Annotated in this window: 1 protein-coding gene; it reads right to left on the bottom strand. The window is 56.5% G+C overall.

Annotated elements, in window-relative coordinates; all coding sequences use genetic code 11:
• Positions 1 to 651, bottom strand: a 651-nt coding sequence (locus NKH03_RS34895) for a beta-barrel domain-containing protein (RefSeq protein ID WP_352973387.1), incomplete at both ends; no start/stop codon positions are given.

Here is a 651-nt window from a genome sequence, read left to right on the forward strand (position 1 = left end):
ATGCGGAACCGATAGACGCACCAGGTAATACGAAATGCCGTTTTTTTCGTCCGTCGCCAGATCGGCTGCGATCCGGCTGACATATCCGTTCAATTCCGGCGTGGTTCTCAGATTGAAGGCTGACATCCGCAGCACGGCCTTGTGACCAAGCTGGATTTGGTCGATGTCCTTCGGGGTGATCCGTACTTCCAGCGCAAGATCGTCGCCTTCCGGCACGATTAGCATGATCGGATCGGCGGGCGTAATCACTCCGCCGACCGTATGAACTGCGAGTTGTTGAATGGTGCCTGACTGCGGCGCGACGATATCGATCCGTCGCAGTTCCTGTTCAGCCGCCACCTTGCGCTCACCATACTCCCCGATCTGCGCCTGAACCTCTCTGAGCTCCTGGCCGACTTCGGTCTTGAAATCCTGATCGATCTGCGGGATCTGCAGGCGCGTTTCGGCTATGCGGGCTGCTGTCTGTGCCTGATGTGCGATCTTCTCACCGCGTTCGCCACCGAAAGTGGCAACCTGGATCTTCAGGCTGTTCAACCGTTGGTCCGAGACAATGCCTTGGTCGCGCAGCCCACTCAGAACAGCAATTTCCTTTAGGAGAACCTCGATCCTTTTTTCACAGGCAATTTCCTGCGCCTCGAATCCTTCGATCTC

This window comes from Mesorhizobium sp. M1406 (assembly GCF_040317555.1).
GTDB lineage: Bacteria > Pseudomonadota > Alphaproteobacteria > Rhizobiales > Rhizobiaceae > Mesorhizobium.